The sequence below is a fragment of the Kitasatospora sp. NPDC056327 genome (genome assembly GCF_042261735.1).
In the GTDB taxonomy this organism is placed as follows: domain Bacteria; phylum Actinomycetota; class Actinomycetes; order Streptomycetales; family Streptomycetaceae; genus Kitasatospora.
In genome coordinates this window covers 1-19,132 of record NZ_JBHJRC010000151.1, presented here as the reverse complement: position 1 = coordinate 19,132, position 19,132 = coordinate 1, and the positions used below count along the sequence as shown (strand labels likewise).

Here is a 19,132-nt window from a genome sequence, read left to right as displayed (position 1 = left end):
GCCCGGGACCGGGCGGCGGGGCCGTCGCCGGCGCCCGGGGGAGCGGTCCGCGGCGGGCGGACCGTCAGGCCGGCTCGCGCAGCAGCTTCTTGACGATCTTCCCGGCCGGATTGCGCGGCACCCGCTCGATGAACTCGATCCGCCGGGGCCGCTTGTACGGGGCGAGCGACTGCGCGGCGTGGCGCAGCAGCTCGGCCGCCGCGACCTCGCCGTCGGCCACCACGTACGCCAGCGGCACCTCGCCGTAGTCCTCGTCGGGCACCCCCACCACGGCCACGTCCGCCACCAGCGGGTGGCTGCGCAGGGCGCGCTCGACCTCGGCCGGGTAGACGTTCTGCCCGGCCCGGATGATCAGGTCCTTGGCCCGGTCCACCAGGTGGATCCGGCCCTCGCCGTCCAGGTGGCCGAGGTCGCCGGTCAGCGTCCAGCCGTCGACGGTGATCTCCGCGGTGGCCTTCTCGTCCTCCCAGTACCCGCGCATCACCCCGGGGCCGCGGACGCCGATCTCGCCGATCTCGCCCGGCGCGGCCTCCCCGCCCCGCCCGTCCAGGACCCGGGCGGACATGCCGGGGACCACCCGGCCCGCCGGGATGATGTCCGGCACCCGGTCGGCCGGCGGGTGGTCCTCCGGGCCGAGCGAGACGAACGGGCCGCCGACCTCGGTCATCCCGTACACCTGCCGGAAGCCGCAGCCCAGTTCGCGGGCCGCCTCGGCGTACACCTCGGCGGGCATCGGGGCGGCCCCGTAGAGGATCTCCCGCAGCGAGGAGAGGTCGGTGCCGCGGCGGGAGCCGGCCTGCAGCAGGAAGCGGAGCATCTGCGGGACCAGCCACACGTGGGTGGCGCGGTTCGCCTCGATGGCCGCCAGGGCGGTCTGCGGCTTGAACCCCGGGATCAGCACCACGGTGCCGCCGGCCGCCAGGTAGGTCAGCGACACCACCATGCTGCCGTGGTACAGCGGGCAGCAGTTGACCAGCACCACGCCGTCCTCCGGCCGGGCCAGCGCCAGCCAGCCGAGGCCGATCGCCCGGAACGAGGCGTGGTCGACCGTGACGCCCTTGGCCCGGCCGGTGGTGGCCGAGGTGTGCAGGATCGCCGCGAGGGCGTCGTCCGCCACCGGCGGCAGCTCCGGCAGCTCCGCCGGGCCGGTGCCGTCGCCGTCCGCCGCCGCGGTGAACTCCGGCCCCTCGACGGCGATCCGCAGCGCCACCGGCAGGTCCGGGTGGCGGTCGAGCAGCGCCTGTTCGCCGACCACCGCCACCGGGCGGGTGCGCTCGACGATGCCGGTCACCTCGGGGCCGGTCAGTCCGTGGTTGAGCGGGACGAACAGGGCGCCGAGCCGGGCCAGCGCGAAGTACGTCTCCAGCACCTCGATCCGGTCCAGCGACAGCACCGCCACCCGGTCCCCGTGGCCGATGCCGAGCCGGGCGAAGCCGTGCGCCAGCCGCAGCGTCCGGGCGTCCAGCTCGCTCCAGGTGACCGAGCGCCGCTCGTCGACCAGCGCCTTGCGGTCGGGGTGGCACTGGCGGTTGCGCTCCAGGATCTGGGTCAGCCACATCAGGCCCGGCCGCCGTTCCCGCCCGCGCCGGAACCCGCGCCGGAACCCGCGTCCACCGCGTCCGCCGCCCCGTCCCCGCCGGCCGCCCCGCCGTGCCCGGCGACGAACCGCTCGTAGTCGGCGATCGTGATGAGGCCCTCCAGGTCCGCGACGGTGACCTCGGCGCCGGTGTGCTGCTCGATCATCAGGACCAGTCGCACCATGTCGCCCGAGTCGATGCCGCTGGCCGCGAGATCGGCGCCGTCCTCGACGGTGTCGGCGAACTCCTGCAAGCCGGTCACCTCGACCAGCATCCTGCGTACAGTACTCATGCCCTGCCTCTCCTGGCGCGCGTCGCGCGGACCGTCCGTGGGTTCCTGCCCGTACAGAGGAGCCGCCCGGGGCCCCGCGATCCCGTACCCCCGCTGTGATCAGCATCACGCGCCCGCCCCGGCCCCGCCGGGATGGACCGCGCGGCCCGGTGCCTCCCTTACCTGTGAGGGCACGCCCCCCGGGACCCGGGACCGCGCGTGCCGACGGACGGCGCGTGCCGACGCGCGACAGGGAGCGAGAGGTGATCCGGGTGCGTCCAGGGCCCGTGCACGACACCGGCGGCGACCCGGCGGCCGACCGCCCGCCCGGTGACGGGGAACAGCGCTCGGTGGAGCGGGAGTTCGAGGCCCTGATCGCCGCGGACCAGCGGATCGAACCGGGCGACCGGATGCCGGTCGGCTACCGGACGATGCTGCTGCGCCAGATCGCCCAGCACGCGCACTCCGAGATCATCGGCATGCAGCCGGAAGGGGCCTGGCTCACCCGGGCGCCCTCGCTCCAGCGCAAGGCGGCGCTGCTGGCCAAGGTCCAGGACGAGGCCGGCCACGGGCTGTACCTCTACGCCGCCGCGGAGACCCTCGGGGCCTCCCGCGACGACCTGCTGGACGCCCTGCACCGGGGCCACCAGCGCTACGCCGCGACCTTCAACCACCCGGCGCTGACCTGGGCCGACACCGGGGCGATCGCCTGGCTGACGGACGGCGCGGCGGTGGTCAACCAGGCGCCGCTGCGGCACACCTCCTACGGCCCGTACGGCCGGGCGATGCTGCGGGTCTGCCAGGAGGAGGCGTTCCACGTCCGGCAGGGCTACGAGACCCTCTGGGCGCTGTGCCGCGGGACCGCCGAGCAGCACGCGATGGCCCAGGACGCGGTGAACCGCTGGTGGCTGCCGGCCGTGGCGCTGATGTTCGGCCCGCCGGACACCGCCGCCGGCGGGGCCGACGCCCGCGCCGCCGCGATCGGCGCCGAGGTCTCCCGGCGCTCCATCGCCTGGGGCATCAAGCGGCACACCAACGACGAGCTGCGCCAGCGCTTCGTCGACCACGTCGTCCCGCAGGCCGAGCGGCTGGGCGTGACGCTGCCCGACCCCGGGATCCGCTGGAACCCGGAGCGCGGGCACTACGACTTCGGTCCGATCGACTGGCAGCTGTACCGCGACTCCCTCGGCGACGACTCGGCCTGCGCCCGGGCCCGGCTGGCCCACCGGGTCGCGGCCCACGAGGACGGCGCCTGGGTGCGCGACGCCGTGGACGCCTACGCCGACCACGTCGCGTCCGCCTCCGCTTCCGCCTCCGCCGGGGAAGAGGGCACCGGTGCCGCGGGCGCCGGGCACGAGGAGCCGGCCACCGGCCGCGCCGGCACCGGACGGAGGGTGGCATGAGCGCCCCGGCCGTCCCCGGCGGCGGCCGCACCGCGTGGGAGGTCTTCCTGCGCCCGCGCCGCGGCCTCGCCCACCAGCACGTCGGCTCGGTGCACGGCGCCGACGCCGACATGGCCCTCGCCAACGCCCGCGACCTGTACGCCCGCAGGGGCGACCCGATCTCGCTCTGGGTGGTGCCGAGCGCCGCCGTCCGGGCCTCCGGGCCCGGCGAGAAGGCGGCGCTGTTCAGCAACGCGGCGGGCAAGCCCTTCCGCTACCCCGAGCACTACGTCGCGCTGACCGACGAGGCCGAGCGGGAGGAGGGCGGCCGTGACGACTGAGTCCGCAGCCGTCCCGGCCGCCGCGGCCGAATCCGCCACCGGACCGGCCGGCCCCGCCCTCGCCCGGTACGTGCTGGCCCTCGGCGACGACGCCCTGGTCCGCTGCCAGCGGCTCTGCAGCTGGATCACCCGGGCGCCGACGATCGAGGAGGACCTCGCGCTCTCCAACATCGCCCTGGACCTGCTCGGCCACGCCCGCGCGCTGCTCGACCACGCGGGCCGCCTCGACGGCACCGGGCGCGACGCCGAGCACCTGGCCTACCGCCGCACCGCGCGCGAGTTCCGCAACGTCCTGCTGGTGGAGCTGCCCGACCGGGACTTCGCCGCCGCCGTGGTCCGTCAGCTCGCCCACAGCCAGTACACGGTGCTGCTGTACCGCGCGCTGGCCGGGAGCACCGACCCGGAGCTCGCTGCGATCGCCGCCCGCGCCGCCGCCGAGTCCGCGTACCACCGGACGCACGCCGCCGCCTGGACGGTACGGCTGGGCCGCGGTACCGCGGAGAGCCGGGCGCGGACGGCCGCCGCCCTCGAAGAACTCTGGCCCTACACGGGGGAGCTGTTCGAGGAGGACGAGGAGGTCGCCGGGCTCGCCGCGGCGGGCCTGGCCGTCGCGCCCTCGGCGCTGCGCGAGGAGTGGCGGCGGGAGACCGGCGCGGTGCTCGCCGAGGCGGGACTGCCGGTGCCGCGCCCGCGCTGGACCGCGACCGGTGGCCGGTCGGGACTGCACACCGAGGTGCTCGAACCCCTGGTCGCCGAACTCCAGTCGGTCCACCGCCAGTACCCGGGCGGCACCTGGTGACCGCGTCCGCGCGGCCGGCCCCCGCGTCGCCCGCCCACCCCGGACCCGGACCCGGACCCGGTCCCGATCCGGGCCTCGACGCCGTCCGGGCGCGGATCGCCGACGTGCCCGACCCGGAACTGCCGATGCTCACCCTCGCCGACCTCGGGGTGATCCGTGCCGTCGGCCGGGCCGCGGACGGCACCGTCGAGGTGGTCTACACCCCGACCTACCTCGGGTGCCCGGCCCTGCCCGCCATCGAGGCCGCCCTCCGGGAGGCCCTGGAAGCGGGCGGCCACCCCGGCGGCCGGGTCCGCCAGGAGCTCACCCCCGCCTGGAGCACCGACGCGATCACCCCGGAGGGGCGCCGCAGGCTCGCCGCCTACGGGATCGTCCCGCCCGGGCCGGCCGCCGGCCCGGTCGCCCTGCCCCTCGGCACCGGGGTGCGGTGTCCGCACTGCGGCTCCACCGCCACCAGGCCGCAGAGCCTGTTCGGCGCGACCCGTTGTCAGGCGCTGCTGCACTGCACCGCCTGCCGGGAGAGCTTCGCCCACCTCAAACCGGCCTGACCGCGGCACCCGCCACCGACGCCGGCCCGCCGCCGCCCGGCCCCACCGCCACCGGCCCCGTCGCGCGCCCGTGCCCCGCCGGGGGCCGGGCCGCCGACGGCCGGTTCATCCCGACGCCCTCCGACGGAGCATCATGTCCCCTTCCCCGCCGACCGCCGCCCGCCAGCCCGGCTGGCACCGCCTCCGGGTCGCCGGCGTCGACCGGCTCACCGACGACGCGGTCGCGATCCGGCTGGACCCGCCGGACGGCCCCGGCGGCACCGCCCTGCGCTACCGCCCGGGCCAGCACGTGGTGGTCCGCCACCGCGCGCCGGACGGCGCCGAGCTGCGCCGCAGCTACTCGCTCTGCCCGCCGCCCGACGCCCCCGACCGGCTGCGGCTGGTGGTCCGCCGGCTCGGCCCCGGCGGCTTCGCCGACCACGCCGGGAGCGCCCTCACCACCGGTGACCTCCTCGAACTCTCCACCCCGGTGGGCGGCTTCGGGCTCGACCCGGAACCGGGCCGGCACCATGTGATGATCGCCGGCGGCAGCGGCGTCACCCCCCTGCTGGCGATGGCCGCCCACGCGCTGCGCACCGACCCGCGGGCCCGGGTGTCGCTGGTGCACGCGGTGCCGACCGCCCGCGCGGCACTGCTCGCCGACGAGCTCGCCGACCTCAAGGACGGCCACCTGCGCCGCTTCACCGCGCTGCACGTGCTCTCCCGCGAGCGCCGGGAGAGCGACCTGCTCTCCGGGCGGATCGACGGCCGGCGGCTGTCCGGCCTGCTGGAACTGCTCGGCGCCGCGCCGGGCGACGCCTGCACCTTCTACCTCTGCGGCCCCGGCGGCCTGGTCCGCGACCTCCACGCGGCACTGCTGCGCCGCGGCGCCGAACCGGGCCGGATCCGCACCGAGTTCTTCACCTCGGCCGACGCCCCGGAAGGCCCCGGCGGCCCGGACGCCCCCGCCGCGCCGGACGCTCCGGCGGGCCCGGACGGCCCGGACGCGGCCCCCGCCGACCGCCTGCTGACCGTCCGCCTCTCCGGCCGGACCAGCACCGTCACCCTGCGGCCCACGGACCGCTCCGTCCTGGACGCGGTGCTCCGGGCCCGCCCCGAGACCCCGTACTCGTGCCGCGACGGCATCTGCGGCGCCTGCCGCGCCCGGGTCGTCGGCGGCCGGCTGGTCATGGACCGCCACCACGCCCTCGGCGACGACGAGGTCTCCCGGGGCGCGGTGCTGACCTGCCGGGCCCGCCCCGCCCCCGGCACCACCGACGGGATCGCCCTGGACTTCGACCTCTGAGGCCGCCGCCCCGGCCCGGGGTCCCCGCGACCCGTCCGACCCGCGCACCACCCCGCCTACCGAGGAGTTCCGTGTGTCCGACACCCCGTTCGTGCAGTTCGAGGGAGTGAGCCCCTACGAGGACTACGTCCACGCGGACGTCCTCGGCTCGCTCCAGCAGCCGCTCACCGACGCCCCCGACGAGATGGGCTTCCTGATCACCACCCAGGTGATGGAACTCTGGTTCACGCTGACCGTGCACGAGTGGCGGGCCGCGGCGGAGTGCTTCTCCAAGGACGACGCCGAGCGGGCCCTCGACGCGCTGGAACGCAGCATCCGCGCGCACCGGGCGCTGAACGACTCCTGGCACCCGATCGCCGCCCTCACCCCGGGCCGGTTCAACTCCTTCCGGGCGGCCTTCGGCCGGGCCTCCGGCTCCCAGTCCGCGACCTACCGGCACATGGAGTTCCTGCTCGGCGACAAGTCCCGCGAGGTCACGGACTGCTACCGCAACCACCCGGCGGCCCACGAGGCGCTCACCGAGGCACTGGGCCGCCCCTCCCTCTACGACGAGGTGCTCCGCTTCCTGCGCCGCCAGGGCCTGCCGGTGCCCCGGGCGGTCTGCGAACGCGACGTCACCGAGCCCTACCGGGCCGACCCGGGCGTGGAGGAGGTGTGGCGCCGGCTCTACGCCGGACCGCCGCACGACCCGCTGCTCGCCCTGGCCGAGCGGCTGACCGACCTCGCCGAACTGGTCCAGCGGTGGCGCACCGACCACGTGGTGGTGGTCCGCCGGGCGATGGGCGGCAAGACCGGCAGCGCCGGCTCCTCCGGCGTCGCCTGGCTGGAGGACCGTGCCGCCCGGCCGGTCTTCCCCGAGCTCTGGACGGCGCGCGGCCTTGTCTGAGACCCGTACCGGCACCGGCCGGCCCGCCACCGACCTCCCGTTCCGGCTCCGCCACCCGCTCTCCGCCGAGGGAGCCGAGGAGGAGCGCCGCGTCCTGGCCCTGCGGCCCGTGCTCGCCCCCGACCGCGGCCGCTACGGCCCGCACCGCCAGCAGGTGTACGACCGCTGGCCGGGCGCCGGCCCCGACGCCCCGCTCGTCGTCCTGCTGCACGGCGGCTACTGGCGGTACGACCGCCTGCACCTGACGCCGTTCGCCGCGTACCTCGCCCGGTGCGGGTTCGAGGTGCTGCTCCCGGGCTTCCGGCGCGCGGGCGGCGACGGCGGCCACCCGGAGACCTTCGACGACATCGCCCTCGCCGTCGACACCCTGCCCGCCGGCCGCCCGTACATCCTGGCCGGACACTGCTCCGGCGGCCACCTCGCCCTGTGGGCCGCCGCCCGGGCGCTGCTGCCCGCCGACTCCCCCTGGTACACCGACCGCCTCCCGGACGCCGTGCTCGGCCTCGCCCCGATCACCGACCTGGCCGGTACCATCCGCGACGACCTCAGCGACGGCGCGGGCCTGCTGCTGCTCGGCGGTGCCGCCGGGGCCGCCGACCGCCTCCCGTCCGTCGACCCGCTCACCCTGCTGCGCCCCACCGGCACCACCGGCGTCCCCACCGTCGTCCTGTACGGCGACGCCGACGAGGAACTGCCGCCCGACCAGTTCGGCTCCTACCTGGCCGTCCACCACGACGCCCGCCGCGTCGTCCTCCCCGACACCGGCCACTACACCCTCATCGAACCCGGCTCCCCGGCCGCCGCCGAGATCGCCGCCACCCTCCGCACCCTCGCCGGGTCCCTGCCCGCACCGGTCCCGCCGGCCCCCGCCGCCGAGCCCCTTCCGGGACAATGACCGCACGGCCCCCGGTGCCACCGCGCGGTGACGGTGCCGCACCACGATCCCCACTCCCGGAGGCAAGGCGATGAAGCGCTACATCCTGACCGGTGCCCCGGGCTCGGGGAAGACCGCGCTGCTGCGCGCCCTGGAGCACGGGGGCCGCGTCGTGGTGGAGGAGGCGGCGACCGACGTCATCGCCCTGCGGCAGGCGCAGGGGGAGGCGGAGCCGTGGGCCGGGCCGTCGTTCGTGGAGGCGATCGCCGTCCTGCAGCGGCAGCGGCAGGAGCGGGCCGCCGGCCTCGGGGGCGAGGTGCAGGTCTACGACCGCTCGCCCGTCTGCACCTACGCCCTGGCACGCTACCTGGACCACCCCGTGCCCCCGTTCCTGGCCCGTGAGCTGGACCGGATCCGGGCCGGGGGCGTCTACGAGCGGCGGGTCCTGTTCGTCGAGAACCTCGGGTTCGTCACCCGCACCGACGCGCGCCTGATCGGCTTCGAGGAGGCCCTGCGCTTCGAACGGATCCACCGTGAGGCCTACACCGCCCTCGGCTACACCTGCCTGCCGGTCGCCCCGGGTCCCCTGACGGACCGGGTGGCGGCGGTCGAGGCGTACCTCGCCGCCGCCCCGTGACCGGGACCGGGCCGTCCGGCCGGGGTCAGGCGGTGTGCACGAAGTCCAGGTCGCCGAGCGGACCGTCGCTCAGGAACCGGAGCACGAGCCGGGCGTACTCCGCGTCGCGCTCCAGGTGGGCCATGTGGTCGGCCTCCTTGAGCAGGACGAGGGTGGAGCCCGCGATGGTCCGGGCGACGTCCCGGTTCTGCCGGGGGGAGGTGGTGATGTCGTGCTCCCCGGTGAAGACCAGGGCCGGCACCCCGGTGATGCCGCCCTTCGGGATGAGGAAGGGGTCCAGCACCCGCCGGTGGCAGGCCGCGTGCCGCCGCGCCTGCCGCCAGGTGGTGCGCAGCGCCTGCTTGCGCAGCAGCCGCTGCACGGCCGCCGACTGCCGGACGCGCTGGTGCTCGTCGGTGTTGACGAGGTAGCGCACCAGGCGGTCCGCGTACTGGCCGTTGCCGGGGCACGGGTCGTCCAGGGACTCCCCGGGCCCGGGCGCGGTGCCCTCGATGTGGCCGACGGCCTCCCGCAGGAACGCCCGCATCCGGCCGGTCACCCGGTGGGTGGCGCCCGCCAGCAGCAGCCGGCTCACCCGCTGCGGGCAGTGCTGGGCGACCCGGTAGGCGATCGGTGCCCCGTAGGAGGCGCCGAGGACGTTGACGCGCGGCAGGCCGAGGGCGTCCAGCAGGTGCAGGACCGCGGCGGCCAGGGTGTCCCACCCGGCCTCCTCCGGCAGGTCGTCGGCGCTGCCGCTGCCGGGCAGGTCCGCCAGGATCACCGGGGTGTGCGGCGCGATGCGGCGCTCCAGGCGGGGCCAGGCGTACATGTCCTGCAGCGCGCCGCCGAGCAGCAGCAGGGGCTCGGTGACCGGGTGGCCGGGCCGGGTCTCCTCCGCGCCCGGTCCCGTGTCCGCGCCGGCCCGCACGATCCGGCAGGTGTACCCCATGCCCCGCCAGCGCAGCCGGTGCAGTTCCTCGACGGGCGGCTGCCCGGCAGGGAGGTCCGCGGCGGGGAGGTCCGCGGCGGGCGGCCGCCCGACGGGAGGCACGGCGCCCGGGGCGGGCCGGGGCGGGGCCTGCGGTGCCGTCAGCCGCACGCGGTCTGCCGGCCGATCAGGGCGGCCAGGTCGTCCACGCTGGCCGCGGTGGACAGTTCGTCCTCGCTGATCTCCACGCCGAAACGGTCCTCCAGGTGGAGCGAGAGCACCACCAGGGCCATGGAGTCGACCCCGGCGCCGGCGAGCGGGGCCTCCGGGGTGAGGGGCCCGGAGGGCAGCCCGCACCTGCTCGTCAGGATCTCTTTGACTTGGTCGAACGTCACGGCTGTCACCTTCCGGGTGGGAACACGGCCGGCTCGCGGAGCGGCGGCCGGGGGGATCGGGCGGGCGGGTCGCGGGGGCCGCCGGTACGTCACCGGCGGGCGGCGAGGCCGGCCGGCCACACCAGCGTGGTGGCCGCCCAGGCCAGCCCGCTGCCGAAGGCCACCACCAGTACCTTGTGGCCGGGCTTCAGCCCGCCCTCGTCGGCGGCGTGCGCCAGCAGCAGCGGCACGGACGCGGCCGCGGTGTTGCCCACCTCCCCGATGTTGGACGGCACCCGCGCGGCGGGGATCTCCAGGCCGTCGGCGACCACGGAGGTGATGCGCCCGTTCGCCTGGTGGGCGATCAGCCGGTCGACCTCGTGGAGCTCCCACCCGGCCCGGGCGGCGGCCTCCCGTGCCGCCGCCGTCATCCGGCGCACCGCGTGCCGGAAGACCTCGTTGCCGCGCATGTGCACGAAGTGTTCCTCGGGCGCCGCCCGGTCCCGCCGGTGACGCCCGCGCGCGCCGCCCGCGGGCACCGCGATGGCGTCCGCGAGGGAGCCGTCGCTGCCCCAGACCACGGGGCCCAGGGCCCCCTCGGCGTGCGGCGGGCCCGCTTCGAGGACGACGGCGCCGGCGCCGTCGCCGAAGATCGGCGCGGTGTTCCGGTCGTCGGGGTTGACCAGCGAGGTCATCGTCTCCGCGCCGATCACCAGGACGCGGCGCGCCGCGCCGGCGGCGATCAGGCCGTCGGCGACCGTGCAGCCGTAGACGAAGCCGGAGCAGCCCGCCATGACGTCGAAGGCGGGCACGGCCGGCAGGCCCAGCCGGTGGGCGACCCACGGCGCCGTGGCCGGGCAGAGCCGGTCCGGGGTGTTCGAGGCCAGCACCAGCGCGTCCACGGTCGCGGTCCCGGCCGACGCCATGGCCCGCGCCCCGGCCTCCACCGCCATGTCGCCGGTGGCGACGTGGGGTTCGGCGATCCGGCGCTCGGCGATGCCGATGCGCTCGCGGATCCACTGGTCCGAGGTGTCCATGCGGGTGCACAGCTCGCTGTTGGGCACGCGGCGCGGCGGCAGCCACGCCCCCAGCCCGGTCAGCACGGCGGTGGCACCCCGGCCGCGCTCCGTGGCACCGGCGGTACTCGTCACAAATGCTCCCTCGCTCGGACTCGCTCGGACGCGTGCACGTCGCAGCGGCGGCATCCGCGCCGTCGCACCACCGGCCGGACCCGCCGGTCAATTCATAGAGGAGCACCCCTCCGGGTGACCCCGTTGCCACACCGGTGGGCGGCCGCTGCCCCCCGAAAAGGCGATCGGGTGGGCCGTCCGTCGAACCGGTGAGCGACGGGCGGAGCCCCGGCCCCACCGGATGCTCCGCCCGTCGCTCACCGCCCGTCCCCGTCGCCGGCCCGGGCGGCCGCCCGCTCAGCCGCAGAACTCGGCCTCCGCGACCGGGCGTTCGTGCTCCAGCCAGTCGGCGTTGACGTTGAGGGCGAACGCGTGCCGGCCGTCCCGGGTGGTCAGCGACACCGTCGTCGAGCCGTGGATGCCGCCGGTGTGGCCCCAGACGGTGATGCCGCAGCCGAGCGTCACGCTGCCGATGCCCAGGCCGGGGCCGCCGGCGGCGGGGAGCATCTCGTCCAGCTCGGCCCGGGGCAGCAGCTGCCCGCGCATCAGGGCGGAGTGGAAGCGGGTCAGGTCGGCGGTGGTGGAGATCATCTCGCCGGCCGCCCCGGCCCACGAGGGGTTGAGGCGGGTGGTCTCCAGCGGGGCGGGCGAGCCGCCGAACAGCTTGGAGTAGCCGAGGGCGTGCGGGTGGGGCAGGCCGGCGGCGGTGCCGGGCAGGCTCGTCGAGGTGAGGCCGAGCGGCCGCAGGATCCGCCGCTCGATCTCCTCGCCGTACGGGCGGCCGGTCACCTCGGCGATGATCATTCCGGCCAGCAGGTAGTTGGTGTTGGAGTAGGAGCGGGACGTTCCGGCCGGGAAGAGCGGCGGATGGGCGAGGGCCGTCCGCACCAGGTCCTCGGGGCGGTAGGTGTCGTAGCGGTGGGCCAGGAAGTCCGGGCCGGCCAGCAGCCGGATCATCTCCGGGTCCTCGTCGAAGGAGAACAGTCCGCTGGTGTGCCCGAGGAGTTGGCGCACCGTGATCGCCGCGCCGAGGTTGCCGTTGCCCCGCACCACCCCGGGCAGCCACCGTTCCACCGGGTCGTCCAGGCCGAGCCGGCCCTCGGCCCGCAGCTGGAGCACCACGGTCGCGGTGAAGGTCTTAGTCACGCTGCCGATCCGGAACCGCTCCCGCGGCGAGCGGGGCCGCCCGGTCGCGGTGTCGGCCACCCCGACGGCCGTCGTCCAGCCGGCGCCGTCCTCCCGGGCGCCGGCGATCGCCCCGGGCAGGTCCTGGCCGTGGACCAGCTCCGCCATCGCCGTCCGGGTCGCGCCGTGCGCGCCCCGCCCACCGGCCGCCGCGGCCGGCGTCACCGTACCCAGCGCCACCGCGGCGGCCACCGCCGCCGCCACCGCACCCGCTCCGCGCCGAAGCGCCCTCCACCGAGCCATGCCGACCTCCCCGGTCCGTATCGCCCGCCCCCCGCGACCGGACCAACGGCGGTGCCGCGCGGGATGGTTCCCGCCCGCGGTCCGGTCGGCCGGATACGGCCGGTCCGGCCGGCCGGCCGGTGGTGGGGCCGGGCGCCGGCGCGTCGGAGCCCGGCCGCGGGCGGGCCCGGCTCAGCGGCCCTCGGTGAACGCCTCGCGCAGCCGGGACTCCTCGTCCGCCGACAGGTCGGTCTCGACGAGTTCGGCGTGCAGCCCCTCGAAGGCCGACCGCACCGCGTCGAGCACGGCGTCCGAGCTGAGCACGAACAGCGCGGAACTGCCGGGCGTCACCTTCCGCCGCACCTGCCGGACGAAGTCCTCGTCGATGCCGACGTGGGCGAGGTGACCGCCCAGCGCGCCGCCGGCGGCCCCCACCGCGGCGCCGAGGACGGGCACGAAGAAGAGCGTCCCGAGCAGGAACCCCCAGAACGCCCCGCCCAGGGCGCCCATGCCGGTGAGGTCCCCGAGGTGGCGCGTCCGGGGCCGGCCGGCGTTCGCGGGCCAGCTGACCACGGCACCGTCCTGGAGCGTGATCAGCTCCTGCCGCTGCAGCCTCCGCAGCGTTTCGAGGGCCTCCTCGGCCCCGGCCGCGGTCGGGAAGCGCCACACCGTCAGGGTCGCCATCAGGGCCTCCGGGTGCAGGGGGACGCGGGACACCGTCATGCTCGGCCCCGGGCCCGGGCCCCGCCACCGGGGGCCGCCGGACGGGCGACCGGGTGCCACCGGAAGGACGCCGCCGGATTGCCGCCCGCCCCCGGCGGGCGCAGCGTGACAGGAAGCGCCCGCCGCGCCGGACCCGACGGCCGGGGCCGTGGCCCCGGCGGGCCGGCCCCGGACGGTGAGGAGCAACGATGGCGGAGCAGGCCGGCCCCTCCGGGGCGGAGTCCGGGGAACGCTGGTACGCGGTGCCCCCGGAGGAGGTCGCGGCGCGGCTCGGGGTCGACCCGGCGGTGGGGCTCACGGCCGCCCGGGCGGCCGAACTGCTCGCCGCGCACGGGCCGAACGCGCTCCCCGAGGAGCGGGCCAGGTCCGGCCGGCTGCGCTTCCTCGACCAGTACCGCAGCTACATGCAGATCATCCTGGTGGCCTCCGCGGTGGTCTCGCTGGCGATCGGGGAGTGGACCACCGCCGTCCTGCTGCTGGTGCTGACGCTGTTGAACGCGGTGGTGGGCCTGCGCCAGGAGGGCAAGGCCGAGAGCGCGATGAACGCGCTCCGATCGATGATGGAGACGACCGCCCGGGTCCGGCGGGACGGCACCGAGACGGCGATCCCGGCGGAGGGGCTCGTCGTCGGCGACGTCGTGCTCGTCGCGGCCGGCGACGAGGTCCCGGCGGACGGGCGGATCGTCGAGGCCAGCGCCCTGCAGATCGACGAGTCCGCGCTGACCGGCGAGAGCGTCCCGGCGGTGAAGGACGCCGGAACCCTCCCCGCGGAGCCGCTGGGCCCCGGTGACCGGACCAACACGGCGTTCATGAACACCCCGGTCACCCACGGCAGCGGACTGCTCGTCGTGACCGCCACCGGCGCCGGCACCGAGCTGGGGAAGATCTCCGGAATGCTGTCGGCCACCGAGAAGGAGCAGTCGCCGCTCACCAGGGAGCTCAACACCCTCACGCTGTGGATCGCGGCGGCGGCCGGCCTCACGATGGTCGTCATGTTCGCCCTCGGCCGCAGCCGGGGCGAGGACTGGGACACGCTGTTCGTCAGCGCGGTCTCCCTGGCCGTCGCGGCGATCCCGGAGGCGCTGCCGACGGTCAGCCAGGTGATCCTCTCGGTCGGCAGCCTGAACCTCGCCAGGAAGCACGCGATCGTCAAGGAACTGCCGTCCGTCGAGACGCTCGGGTTCACCTCCGCCATCAACTCCGACAAGACCGGCACCCTCACGATGAACCAGATGACCGTCGTCGAGGTGCTGAGCCCCACCGACCGCTACACCGTCTCCGGCACCGGCTACGGCCTCGAAGGGAAGGTCCACCACGCGGCGGGCACCTCGGCCGGGATCGAGGACGCCGTCCTGCCGTACCTGATCGCGAACGACGCCAAGCTGGTCGACGGCAAGGTCGTGGGGGACCCGACCGAGGGTGCCCTGCTCGTCCTCGGCCACAAGGCCGGGCTGGACATCGAGGGCACCCGGGAGCGGTACCCCCGGCTCGCCACCCTTCCGTTCGACCCCGGCTACAAGCTGATGGCCACCTTCAACGAGGCGACGGACGCGGCCGGCCGGCCGGTGGTCCGCTGCTTCGTGAAGGGCGCCGCCCCCGCCGTGACGGCCCGCGCCGGCTCCGTGCTCGCCGGCGGTGCCGGCGTCGTCCCCTGGGACCGGGAGCTCGCCGGGCGCGCCGAGGCCCAGAACGAGCGGATGGGCGGCGAGGGGCTGCGGGTGATGGCCGGGGCCGTCCGCGACCTCGACCCGGCGGACTTCGACCCGGCCGGCGACCTGCTGGCACTCGTCACCGACCTGCGGATGACCAGCCTGGTGGGCATGGTGGACCCGCCGCGCGAGGAGTCCCGGGCGGCGGTCGCCGGTGCGCAGGCCGCCCGCATCCGGGTCCGCATGGTCACCGGCGACGACGTCACCACCGGCGCGGCGATCGCCCGTCAGCTCGGCATCGAGGGCGAGGCCCTCCTCGGCGCCGACTTCGCCGCGCTGCCCGAGCACGAGCGGCTGGCCCGGATCGACGGCATCGGTGTGGTCGGCCGGGTCGCGCCCGAGCACAAGGTGCTGCTGGCCGACACGCTCAAGCGCAAGGGCGACGTCGTCGCGATGACCGGCGACGGCGTGAACGACGCGCCCGCCATCAAGGCCGCCGACATCGGCATCGCCATGGGCAGCGGCACCGACGTCGCGAAGAACGCCGCCCGGATGGTCCTCGCCGACGACAACTTCGCCACCATCGTCCACGCCGTGGCGGAGGGGCGGAAGCTCTACGACAACCTCACCAAGTACATCCGGTTCGTCCTGGTGCTGCTGGTGACGTTCGTGCTGACCTTCCTCGGCGCCACCGTCCTGAACCTCGCGGCGGGGGAGCCGTTCACCCCGCCGCAGGTGCTGTGGATCCACTTCGTCGTCAACGCCCCGTTCGGCTTCGCGCTCGGCTTCGACCGGGAGAGCCCCGGGCTGATGCGGCGCACCCCGCGCCCGCGCGGGGAGTCGGTGCTCACCGCACCCGTGGTGGTCACCGTGGGGCTCGCCGGACTGGCCGTCACGGCCGCGCTGCTCGCGCTGATCGGACTGGGCGAGGCCCACTACCACAGCGCCGCCGTCGGCAACTCGATCGCGTTCACCGCCTTCGCGCTCTGCCTGATCGTGGCGGCCTACGAGTGCCGCAGCGAGCGCGCGTCGGTGCTGACGGTCGGCACCTTCGACAGCAGGCAGATGAACCTGGCGGCGCTGGCCGAGTTCGTCCTGGCGGTGCTGGTCACCCAGATGGACGCCTTCCACCGCCTCCTCGGCACCACCGAGCTCGACGCCCGCCAGTTCGGCTGGGCCCTGCTGGCCGCGGTCGCGCTCCTGCTGCTCTGGGAGCTGGGCAAGCTCCTGGCGCGCAGATCGGGGGCGGGCCGCGCAACCACCGGGGGGTAGCCGCCGTCCGGGCGCGGTGGTCCTGAAGTCGCAGGCCGGCAGGGGTACTTCGGCGGGGGAGGGGCGGTACCGGTGGCGGATGTGCCGGATCGGCCGGGGCCCCTAGCCTCGGCCCCGAACGGCCTGTCGCACCTCCGAGGGGAACCAGTAGTGATCCGCGCCGCCAAGCCGGCCGCCGCAGTGGCGGCCCTGGCTCTGACCTTCCTGACCGCGCCCGCCGCGGCACCGGCGTTCGCCGCCGGTGCCCCGCCCGCCGCCCGCCCGGCGGTGACCGGGGACGCCGGCCCGCTCGCCCCGCCCGACGCGCCCACCGGCCCCGACGCGCTCGTCGGCCCCGACACACCGGCCGGCTCCGCCGCGCTCGCCGCGCTGCACCGCCAGGAACCGGTCTGGCACCCGTGCGCCACCGGCCCCGAGGACGCCGCGGGCGCCGCCCTGGACGCCGCCGGCGCGCGCTGCACCGAGGTCACCGTCCCCCTCGACCACCGCCGCCCGGCGGGCCGGACCCTGAGCGTCGCGCTCTCCCGGCTGCCCGCCGCCGACCCCGCCCACCGGCTGGGCACCCTCTTCTACAACCCCGGCGGCCCGGGCGTCCCCGCCCGCCACCTCGCCCTCGCCCTGCGCGAGGCCGCCCCCGCGCTGGGCGCCCGCTACGACATCGTCGGGATGGACCCGCGCTTCGTCGGCGCCAGCACGCCGCTGGACTGCGGCTGGCCCACCGCCGGCCCCGGGTCGGCCGGGACCGACCGCCCGACCTTCGACCGGACCGCCGAGGTCGCCAAGAACCTCGCCGTCCGCTGCGCCCCCTACCGGGAGCTGCTGCCGCACGCCTCGACCCGCAACACCGCCCGGGACATGGACCTGGTCCGTGCTGTCCTCGGCGAGCAGACGATCTCCTACCTCGGCTCCTCCTACGGCAGCTACCTGGGCCAGGTGTACCTCCAACTGTTCCCCGGGCGGGTCGGGCGGGCGGTGCTCGACGCGGCGCTGGACCCGGACCGCTTCGGTCCCGACCTGACGGCCACCCAGGGTCCCGCGATGAACGCCGCGCTGACCGCCTGGGCGGGCTGGGCGGCCCGGCACGACGGCACCTACCACCTGGGCGGCTCGACCGCCGGGGTGCTGGCGGCGGTCGAGCGGGTGCGGCTGGCCGCCGGGCGCGCGCCGCTGGCGGTCGGCACCCACCGGGTCGACGCCCGGATCCTGCCGCAGGTGCTGTGGGCCGTGTCGGCCGGCGACGACGAGGCGAGCTACCCGGACTTCACCGCCCTGGTGCGGGTCCTGCTGGACGCCGCCGAGGGCGGTCCGGCCGAGCCGACCCCGTTGCTGGAGGGGATCCTGACCGGTCTGGCGTCCCCCGACACGGGCGGCTCGGCGGCCGTGCAGAACGCCGTCATGTGCGCGGACCGGGCCGCCCCGCGCGACCCGCTCGCCTACTACCGGGACATCCAGGCCCACCGGGCGGACGAGCCGCTGTTCGGCCCGCTCACCCGCAACCTCACGCCCTGCACCTTCTGGCCGGCCGAGCCCGCCGAGCCGCCCACGCTGGTGCGCAACGCCGTCCCGGTCCTGCTGGTCGGCGCGGACGGCGACCCGGCCGCCACCTACCCGGGTCAGCTGTCCGCCCACCGGGCGCTGTCCGGCTCCCGGCTGGTGACCCTGCGCGGGGCCTTCCGCCACACCGTCTACGCGGGCATGTTCGCGCCGCGCGACGCCTGCGTGGACGCCGCCGTCGACCGCTACCTGCTGGACGGCGTGCTGCCGGTCCGCGACGCCGACTGCGTCGCCGTCCGGCCGTAGCCGCGCGGGCGGGGGGCCGTCCCCGGATCCGGGAACCGGGTCCGGGGACGGTGACGTGCCGGGTGCGCGGGCGGGCGGACGAGCGGGGTCAGCCGAAGACGACGGTGGACGCCGCCGGGACGGCCAGCGATCCCGCCCGGGTGGGCAGGCCCGTCGCACCGTCGACGTCGAACCAGGTGACGTCCCCGGAGCGCTCGTTCGCCGCGTAGAGGCGGGTGCCCGACGGGTCCAGTACCAGGTCGCGCGGCCACCGCCCGCCGCACGGCACCGAGGCCACCTCGGCCGGCTTCTCGCCGCCCTCGTCCAGGGCGAACACGGTGATGGTGTCGGTCCCGCGCACCGCCGTCCACAGGTACCGGCCGTCGTGGGAGACGACCGGCGCGGAGGGGTGGACCGCGACGCCGGGGCCGTCGGCGCCGCCGGGGACCAGCGGGGTCTCGCCGATCGGTTCGAGCACCCCGGCCTCCGCGTCCCAGCGGCAGACGATCACGGTCGGCCGCAGCTCCCCGAGCAGGTAGGCGAGCCGGCCGGCGGGGTGGAAGGCGAGGTGCCGCGGGCCGGTGCCGGGCGGCAGCGCGGTCTCCCCCCGCGGCGTCAGCGCGCCGGTGGCCGCGTCCAGGGAGGAGATCCGCACCGAGTCGGTGCCCAGGTCGACGCCGAGCACCCACCGGCCCGAGGGGTCGGGCAGCACCTGGTGGGCGTGCGGCGAGCCCTGCCGGTCGGGGTCGGGCCCGCTGCCCTCGTGGCGCAGCACCGCGCTCGGGGCCTGCGGGGTGCCGTCGGGGGCGAGCGGGAGCACGCTGACGCTGCCGGAGGTGTAGTTGGCGGTGAGCAGGTGACCGTCCGTGACACCGAGGTGGGTCGGCCCGTCGCCGAGCACCGGCACGGCGTCGCCGAGCGGGCGGGGGACGGGGCCGGAGACGTCGTAGGCGGCGACCGCGCCGGGCGCCGCCTCGGAGACCGCGTAGAGCACCGGTCCGGCGTCCGTCCGGCGGACGGCCAGGTAGGACGGGTCCGGGACGGTGTCGACGGCGCCGGTCGCGGTCAGCGCCCCGGTGTCCGGGTCCACCTCGGCCGTGACGATCCCCCGTCCGCCCGCCGAGGTGAAGGACCCGATGAAGGCCCGTCCCACGCCCTTGTCACCCACAGCTACCTCCGCCGTCCGTCGTCAGTCGTTCGCGGACCGACGCTAGCAGGAGGCCGGACCGGGGACGACGGCCGGTCACCGCGGTCCCGGAACGGCGGCGCGGCCCGGCTCGGGGGACTCCCG

At 76.6% G+C, this 19,132-nt stretch carries 18 protein-coding genes; 10 read left to right on the top strand and 8 right to left on the bottom strand.

Features of this window, described 5'->3' with window-relative positions:
- Positions 1-64 precede the first annotated feature (64 nt).
- Both ACFCX4_RS21695 and ACFCX4_RS21690 read right to left on the bottom strand, forming a co-directional pair.
- Positions 65-1,558, bottom strand: coding sequence for a class I adenylate-forming enzyme family protein (locus ACFCX4_RS21695; protein WP_376144824.1), 1,494 nt, complete (start codon positions 1,556-1,558; stop codon positions 65-67).
- Entirely contained in the window at positions 1,558-1,869 is a 312-nt protein-coding gene (locus ACFCX4_RS21690; protein WP_376144822.1) for an acyl carrier protein, read from the bottom strand. The genes ACFCX4_RS21695 and ACFCX4_RS21690 overlap by 1 nt, the downstream gene beginning before the upstream one ends.
- 251 nt (positions 1,870-2,120) lie before the next feature.
- Between ACFCX4_RS21690 and paaA the strand changes: the two genes are divergently transcribed.
- The 8 genes from paaA (at position 2,121) to ACFCX4_RS21650 (ending at position 8,600) form a co-directional block, all read left to right on the top strand.
- Positions 2,121-3,251, top strand: a complete 1,131-nt coding sequence (gene paaA / locus ACFCX4_RS21685; protein ID WP_376144820.1) for a 1,2-phenylacetyl-CoA epoxidase subunit PaaA — start codon at positions 2,121-2,123, stop codon at positions 3,249-3,251.
- Complete coding sequence (paaB, locus tag ACFCX4_RS21680) at positions 3,248-3,571, top strand: 1,2-phenylacetyl-CoA epoxidase subunit PaaB (RefSeq protein WP_376144818.1); 324 nt, start codon at positions 3,248-3,250, stop codon at positions 3,569-3,571. The genes paaA and paaB overlap by 4 nt, the downstream gene beginning before the upstream one ends.
- Positions 3,561-4,370, top strand: a complete 810-nt coding sequence (paaC, locus tag ACFCX4_RS21675) for a 1,2-phenylacetyl-CoA epoxidase subunit PaaC (protein WP_376144816.1) — start codon at positions 3,561-3,563, stop codon at positions 4,368-4,370. The genes paaB and paaC overlap by 11 nt, the downstream gene beginning before the upstream one ends.
- Complete coding sequence (gene paaD, locus ACFCX4_RS21670; protein ID WP_376144814.1) at positions 4,367-4,918, top strand: 1,2-phenylacetyl-CoA epoxidase subunit PaaD; 552 nt, start codon at positions 4,367-4,369, stop codon at positions 4,916-4,918. The genes paaC and paaD overlap by 4 nt, the downstream gene beginning before the upstream one ends.
- A 133-nt stretch (positions 4,919-5,051) precedes the next feature.
- Positions 5,052-6,203, top strand: a complete 1,152-nt coding sequence (locus ACFCX4_RS21665; RefSeq protein WP_376144812.1) for a 2Fe-2S iron-sulfur cluster-binding protein — start codon at positions 5,052-5,054, stop codon at positions 6,201-6,203.
- A 73-nt stretch (positions 6,204-6,276) separates the two neighbouring features.
- Positions 6,277-7,089, top strand: a complete 813-nt coding sequence (locus ACFCX4_RS21660) for a tryptophan 2,3-dioxygenase (protein ID WP_376144810.1) — start codon at positions 6,277-6,279, stop codon at positions 7,087-7,089.
- A 94-nt stretch (positions 7,090-7,183) separates the two neighbouring features.
- The gene (locus ACFCX4_RS21655) at positions 7,184-7,984 is read left to right on the top strand and encodes an alpha/beta fold hydrolase (RefSeq protein WP_376144826.1); all 801 of its coding nucleotides are present in this window, start codon (positions 7,184-7,186) and stop codon (positions 7,982-7,984) included.
- 70 nt (positions 7,985-8,054) lie between these two features.
- Entirely contained in the window at positions 8,055-8,600 is a 546-nt protein-coding gene (locus tag ACFCX4_RS21650) for an AAA family ATPase (protein WP_376144808.1), read from the top strand.
- A 25-nt stretch (positions 8,601-8,625) separates the two neighbouring features.
- On the opposite strand, the gene ACFCX4_RS21645 is transcribed toward ACFCX4_RS21650, so the two are convergent.
- From ACFCX4_RS21645 to ACFCX4_RS21625, 5 genes are all read right to left on the bottom strand, one after another.
- Positions 8,626-9,528: an alpha/beta fold hydrolase gene (locus ACFCX4_RS21645; protein ID WP_376144806.1), complete on the bottom strand. Its 903-nt coding sequence runs from the start codon at positions 9,526-9,528 to the stop codon at positions 8,626-8,628.
- A gap of 140 nt (positions 9,529-9,668) precedes the next feature.
- Positions 9,669-9,902, bottom strand: coding sequence for an acyl carrier protein (locus tag ACFCX4_RS21640; protein WP_376144804.1), 234 nt, complete (start codon positions 9,900-9,902; stop codon positions 9,669-9,671).
- An 89-nt stretch (positions 9,903-9,991) separates the two neighbouring features.
- On the bottom strand, positions 9,992-11,032 hold the full coding sequence (locus ACFCX4_RS21635; RefSeq protein WP_376144802.1) for a beta-ketoacyl-ACP synthase III: 1,041 nt from the start codon (positions 11,030-11,032) through the stop codon (positions 9,992-9,994).
- A gap of 276 nt (positions 11,033-11,308) precedes the next feature.
- Positions 11,309-12,439, bottom strand: coding sequence for a serine hydrolase domain-containing protein (locus tag ACFCX4_RS21630; protein WP_376144800.1), 1,131 nt, complete (start codon positions 12,437-12,439; stop codon positions 11,309-11,311).
- A gap of 171 nt (positions 12,440-12,610) precedes the next feature.
- Positions 12,611-13,141 (bottom strand): DUF1269 domain-containing protein, encoded by a 531-nt coding sequence (locus tag ACFCX4_RS21625; RefSeq protein ID WP_376144798.1) that lies wholly within the window; start codon positions 13,139-13,141, stop codon positions 12,611-12,613.
- 188 nt (positions 13,142-13,329) lie between these two features.
- On the opposite strand from ACFCX4_RS21625, the gene ACFCX4_RS21620 reads away from it, so the two are divergent.
- Positions 13,330-16,062 (top strand): cation-translocating P-type ATPase, encoded by a 2,733-nt coding sequence (locus ACFCX4_RS21620; RefSeq protein ID WP_376144796.1) that lies wholly within the window; start codon positions 13,330-13,332, stop codon positions 16,060-16,062.
- Between the two features lie 150 nt (positions 16,063-16,212).
- Entirely contained in the window at positions 16,213-17,862 is a 1,650-nt protein-coding gene (locus tag ACFCX4_RS21615) for an alpha/beta hydrolase (RefSeq protein ID WP_376144794.1), read from the top strand.
- 88 nt (positions 17,863-17,950) lie between these two features.
- On the opposite strand, the gene ACFCX4_RS21610 is transcribed toward ACFCX4_RS21615, so the two are convergent.
- Positions 17,951-19,009 carry a lactonase family protein gene (locus ACFCX4_RS21610; protein ID WP_376144792.1) on the bottom strand — a complete coding sequence of 353 codons (1,059 nt, stop codon included), beginning with the start codon at positions 19,007-19,009 and terminating at the stop codon, positions 17,951-17,953.
- Positions 19,010-19,132 lie beyond the last annotated feature (123 nt).

Coding starts and splice junctions, on each gene's coding strand:
- ACFCX4_RS21620 (WP_376144796.1), top strand. CDS start 13,330: ATGGCGGAGCAGGCCGGCCCCTCCGGGGCGGAGTCCGGGGAACGCTGG.
- ACFCX4_RS21690 (WP_376144822.1), bottom strand. CDS start 1,869: ATGAGTACTGTACGCAGGATGCTGGTCGAGGTGACCGGCTTGCAGGAG.
- ACFCX4_RS21645 (WP_376144806.1), bottom strand. CDS start 9,528: ATGGGGTACACCTGCCGGATCGTGCGGGCCGGCGCGGACACGGGACCG.
- ACFCX4_RS21625 (WP_376144798.1), bottom strand. CDS start 13,141: ATGACGGTGTCCCGCGTCCCCCTGCACCCGGAGGCCCTGATGGCGACC.
- ACFCX4_RS21630 (WP_376144800.1), bottom strand. CDS start 12,439: ATGGCTCGGTGGAGGGCGCTTCGGCGCGGAGCGGGTGCGGTGGCGGCG.
- ACFCX4_RS21665 (WP_376144812.1), top strand. CDS start 5,052: ATGTCCCCTTCCCCGCCGACCGCCGCCCGCCAGCCCGGCTGGCACCGC.
- ACFCX4_RS21650 (WP_376144808.1), top strand. CDS start 8,055: ATGAAGCGCTACATCCTGACCGGTGCCCCGGGCTCGGGGAAGACCGCG.
- paaB (WP_376144818.1), top strand. CDS start 3,248: ATGAGCGCCCCGGCCGTCCCCGGCGGCGGCCGCACCGCGTGGGAGGTC.
- ACFCX4_RS21695 (WP_376144824.1), bottom strand. CDS start 1,558: ATGTGGCTGACCCAGATCCTGGAGCGCAACCGCCAGTGCCACCCCGAC.